Below are 4573 nucleotides of genomic sequence, written 5' to 3'. Positions count from 1 at the left end.
TGTAGAGGAAGGAGTCTTCTCGGCTTTTTAGATAAAGCTCCCCGGTGGTATTATGGGTGGACTGTGGTGTCGATCGTTTTTTTCGTATTGCTGGTATCGGCGGGCATTAGTTCGATTCCTAGCGTATTGATGCTGCAGTTTGAAAAAGAATTCGGCTGGAGCCGCTCCGCGGTGTCCGGCGCGTTGTCCATCCGTATATTTTTGTACGGGTTGATGGGACCTTTCTCCGCTTCGCTGATGGCCCGCTTTGGCGTTCGCCGCATCATGCTGCTGACACTTAGCTTGCTGACGGCCAGCTTAGCGTTAACGTCGTTCATGACGGAGCTCTGGCAGTTCATCGCGCTTTGGGGTGTTGTCATAGGCCTGGCCACAGGGGCATTGGCTAACGTGCTGGGCGTTACGGTGGCAGGGCGTTGGTTCGTGAAGCACAGAGGGCTTGTTGTTGGCATTCTTACGGCCAGCGCGGCGACGGGGCAGCTGCTGTTCCTGCCTCTTCTGGCGAAGATCTCGGTTGGGCTCGGCTGGCGTTTTTCCATTTACACAACCATCGCGGTGTTGATCGTGCTGATTCCCATCGTGGCGGTTTGGATGAAAGATCATCCTTACAATGCCGGTGCTCCTCCGCTTGGAGAGACGGAGATCGTTCCGCCTGCACCGCTCTACGGCAATCTGTTTCTTGCTCCGCTGCTTGCGCTGAAGGATGCGGTGAAGAGCGGCACTTTTTGGCTGCTGGCAGGCACTTTTTTCTTCTGCGGATTCTCGACCAACGGTCTTATCGGCACGCATCTGATTCCGGCCTGCGGCGACTTTGGCATCCCGGTTGTGACGGCTGCGGGGCTGCTCGCCCTGATGGGAATGTTCGATATGGTCGGTACGACGCTGTCGGGCTGGCTGTCCGATCGGTTTGACAGCAGATGGCTGCTGTTCTGGTATTATGGCCTTCGGGGATTGTCGCTTATCTTCCTGCCCTACGCATTGAACGGGGGTTATACGCTTCTGCTGGTATTTGCCGTATTCTACGGGCTGGATTGGATCGCAACCGTGCCGCCGACCGTCAAAATAACCGCCGATCATTTTGGCAGAGAGAAAGCGGGGATGGTATTCGGCTGGATTTTGGTCGCTCACCAGCTCGGCGCTTCAGCAGCCGCTTACGGCGCAGGCGTGATGAGACAATGGCTCGGCAGTTACACGGTTCCTTTCATGACCGCAGGCTTTCTGTGCCTGTTCGCCTCGTTGCTGGCTATTAGAGTGATAAATATGCGTAAATCATCTACTGCCATTGAATCCTGAGAAATCAGGCTTTTTTTGTCGTGTGATGTGGTTAACTGTTTTTTCCAGTCGAAAGAGAGAGAATAAAGAGAAGAATAGTCGAATTTTATGGCAGAAGGAAGCGATGCGGACATGATAGCCTGGCGGGAATCATACGAAATTGGCGTTGAGAAAATCGATTGTCAGCACAGACAGCTGCTGGTCAAGCTGAACGAGTTCTTTGATGCCTGCTCGAATCAGCAAGGGCGCGAGAAGATCGAAGAGACACTCAAGTTTTTAAAGGACTATACGATTGAGCATTTTGGCAGTGAAGAAGAATTGATGAATGACATCCACTTTCCGGAATTAGCTGAGCACCAGAAAGAGCATGCCGATTTCGTCAAGACGGTTCTTGAGCTGGAAGAAGCAATCCAGACCAAAGGTGTCTCTGTTCTGACTACCATCAAGCTGAACCGCACTTTGACGGACTGGCTGATTACTCATATTAACAAATGCGACAAGCTGATTGGGGATTACATGGCCGAACAGCGTGCGAAAGCGTAGCATCTGGTACATAGCAACATAGCAAGAAGCGGCAGCCGGGGCGGCGATTGCGTCCTGAACTGCCGTTTTTTTTATACTGAGGTCAGCGGGAACCTTCCGGTTGGCTTGTTTTTTTACAAATGCAACCCAAATCTCTTTAATTCAATAAATATTCCCTCAAGCCGTTTCCCTTTCTCCGTTAATGTATATTCTACACGCGGAGGAACCTCCGGATATACCGTTCTTTCCAATACCCCATGGTCCTCCAATTCTTTAAGACGAAGCGACAGGGTCTTCGGACTAATCCCATCCATGGATCTCAGCAGGTCGCTGAAACGCATCGTTCCTTCGATAAGCAGATCCCGAATAATTAAAAAAGTCCATTTCGTCCCAATGACGTCCAGCGTTTTGGCAATGGGGCAAGGCTCACCCGGTGTTCCTTTGGTCAGAACGATCGGTTCGACATTACTCATCCAAGCATCCTCCCAAACCTATTTTTGACTTGATATAGCTTATCATATCACAATAATATACTTTCGGAAACTATATGAATTAAATATCACTACTTCCATAAATGAATTTACTGCATATATAATATCGTTGTGGTCAAGATATACCAATAAGGAGATGGAGAAAATGAAAAATATACTTATCATTAACGGTCACCAAAAATATGGTTCAGCAGAGGGGAAATTGAATCAGACATTGGTGGATAGCATGGTGAGTTATTTAAGTGAAAAGAATCAAGTGCAAACCACAACGATTCAAGACGGATACAACATCCCAGAAGAGCATAAGAAATTTCTTTGGGCGGATGTAGTCATTTACCAAACACCGATTTATTGGTTCAGTGTTCCCGGACTGCTCAAGACGTATATGGATGAAGTGTATGAATACGGCGTATTTTTCAAGGGTGCGGAAGAGTATGGAAGAGGGGGACTATTAACCGGCAAGAAATATATGTTCTCGGCAACTTGGAATGCCCCGGAAAAAGCATTTAACGATCCGACGCAGTTCTTTAAAGGGGACAGCTTGGAAGGAGCGCTCGCTCATTTGCACCGTGTGCAGGAATTTCTCGGCATGCAGCCTTTGAAGAGCTTCGCTTGCTACGATGTCATCAAAAATCCGAAGCTGGACAAATTCGTATCCGAACTGGGTACGCATTTAAATGAAGTGCTGAATTACTAATATATCTCATAAAATAGGAGGAATTCTTATGCTGCAAAATCAAAAAATCGTAATTATCGGCGGAAGCTCCGGCATTGGCCTGGAAACCGCTAGACAAGCAATTGCTCTTGGAGCAGAAGTGATCATTGCCAGCCGCTCGGAAGACAAACTGCAGAAGGCGAAAGAACAACTGGGAGCCAAGGCGGCGGCTTATACGCTGGATACGACGGATGAACAGCAGGTGCAAGCTTTTTTTGAAAAAATCGGCACGTTCGATCATCTTGTCGTCAGCGCTGCGGAAACATCCGGCGGGTCCTTCCTGCACACGGATACCGCGCAAGCCCGTCAGTTATTCGAGAACAAATTTTGGGGTCAATACTATGCCGCAAAATACGGGGCGCCGAATATTGCAGCGAATGGTTCAATTACGTTGTTCTCCGGCGTAGTCGCCTATAAATCGATGGTTGGATCGTCTGTACTGGGCGCAGTCAACGCGGCGGTGTCGAGTCTTGGCCAAACCTTGGCTTTGGAACTTGCTCCAATCCGTGTGAATATCGTCTCGCCGGGTATTATCGATACGCCGTCACGAAGCAAAATGGCTGAAGACGCACGCAATGATTTCTACGCTGCGGTAGCAGGCAAACTCCCGGTTAAGCGGGTGGGCAAAGTGGAGGATGTCGCACAAAGCGTACTCTACCTGCTGCAAAATGGTTTTGTGACCGGAACTGTCCTTCACACGGAAGGCGGACATATTTTAATTTAAGTGCTTGGCAGCAAGAACAGGGAAGCCGTTCTTCTCTCCTACGGGAAAGAGGAGCGGCTTCCTTTATTTTGGATGTTTACAAACCGTGAAGTCACACGTAATATTGGGCATAAATGCATTTAGTATTATAATAAAGGATGATATTCTATATACCCGCACAGAGAAATATAAGCAAAGGAGACATAGGAATGAAGAGAATAAGAATGATCCTTTCCATTGCTGGAGGCGTACTGCTGCTCATCCTGGTCAATTTCTATATCGGCTATCATGCGTGGCTGCTTTTACGGAATTGGCTTCCCGGGATGAGTCAGGCAGTGTTCTGGCCGGTCTTCTGGGTCATCGCTCTAGCATATATTCTTTGCAGAGCTCCCCTGCCGCCTGTCCTCAAGCCGCTCGCCAGATTTCTTAAGGTCATCGGCTCGTATTATCTGGCTCTGATGCAGTTTGCTATCATTCTATTGCCCGTGGCTGATTTGCTCTACTGGATTTTATCCCTTGCTGGCGTCGATGTTTCCGGTTATGTGTCCGAAGCGGGCGCGGCAATTGTGGCGCTGCTGGCGTTATTTATCGTGTGGGGCTCCCGGAATGCGTGGAGCACGGTTCTGCGCGTTCATACGCTTGGGCTTCCCAAGCAGTTTGAGAGAGATCTCACGATCGCCGTCGCATCCGACCTTCATCTCGGCGACATTGTCGGCAACCGGCATCTGAAGAAAATGGTTGACCGGATGAATGCGATGCAGCCGGACATCGTTTTGCTTGCGGGGGATGTTCTAGATGACAGCGTGGAGCCGTTCGTCCGCCACTGGATGAGCGAGCAGCTGGGCAAGCTGAAGGGCCGTTACGGCGTGTTCG

Annotated in this window: 5 protein-coding genes and 1 pseudogene; 5 read left to right on the top strand and 1 reads right to left on the bottom strand. The window is 49.4% G+C overall.

The window, feature by feature from the left end; all coding sequences use genetic code 11:
- Nucleotides 1-63 precede the first annotated feature (63 nt).
- On the top strand, nucleotides 64-1290 hold the full coding sequence (locus tag L691_RS0126765) for an MFS transporter (protein ID WP_025693261.1): 1227 nt from the start codon (nucleotides 64-66) through the stop codon (nucleotides 1288-1290).
- Nucleotides 1291-1401: 111 nt separating this feature from the next.
- Complete coding sequence (locus tag L691_RS0126760) at nucleotides 1402-1812, top strand: bacteriohemerythrin (protein WP_025693260.1); 411 nt, start codon at nucleotides 1402-1404, stop codon at nucleotides 1810-1812.
- A gap of 113 nt (nucleotides 1813-1925) precedes the next feature.
- Here the strand turns inward: L691_RS0126760 and L691_RS0126755 are convergent, their stop codons facing one another.
- On the bottom strand, nucleotides 1926-2264 hold the full coding sequence (locus L691_RS0126755; protein ID WP_025693259.1) for a winged helix-turn-helix transcriptional regulator: 339 nt from the start codon (nucleotides 2262-2264) through the stop codon (nucleotides 1926-1928).
- Between the two features lie 163 nt (nucleotides 2265-2427).
- Here L691_RS0126755 and L691_RS0126750 point away from each other — a divergent pair, with 163 nt between their 5' ends.
- The 3 genes and pseudogenes from L691_RS0126750 to L691_RS0126740 form a co-directional block, all read left to right on the top strand.
- Entirely contained in the window at nucleotides 2428-2979 is a 552-nt protein-coding gene (locus L691_RS0126750) for an NAD(P)H-dependent oxidoreductase (RefSeq protein ID WP_025693258.1), read from the top strand.
- Between the two features lie 22 nt (nucleotides 2980-3001).
- Complete coding sequence (locus tag L691_RS0126745) at nucleotides 3002-3721, top strand: SDR family oxidoreductase (protein WP_332256487.1); 720 nt, start codon at nucleotides 3002-3004, stop codon at nucleotides 3719-3721.
- A gap of 188 nt (nucleotides 3722-3909) precedes the next feature.
- A pseudogene (locus L691_RS0126740) lies at nucleotides 3910-4573 on the top strand (metallophosphoesterase); the annotation flags it as partial.

Origin of the sequence: Paenibacillus zanthoxyli JH29 (genome assembly GCF_000520715.1) — a bacterium.
Lineage (GTDB): Bacteria > Bacillota > Bacilli > Paenibacillales > Paenibacillaceae > Paenibacillus_AQ > Paenibacillus_AQ zanthoxyli.
Note: the sequence above shows the minus strand (reverse complement) of the source record. Positions and strands in the feature narration are given on the sequence as shown.

Bases quoted from the DNA above. Each gene is read 5' to 3' on its own strand.
- L691_RS0126760 (WP_025693260.1), top strand. From the start codon at position 1,402: ATGATAGCCTGGCGGGAATCATACGAAATTGGCGTTGAGAAAATCGAT.
- L691_RS0126750 (WP_025693258.1), top strand. From the start codon at position 2,428: ATGAAAAATATACTTATCATTAACGGTCACCAAAAATATGGTTCAGCA.
- L691_RS0126755 (WP_025693259.1), bottom strand. From the start codon at position 2,264: ATGAGTAATGTCGAACCGATCGTTCTGACCAAAGGAACACCGGGTGAG.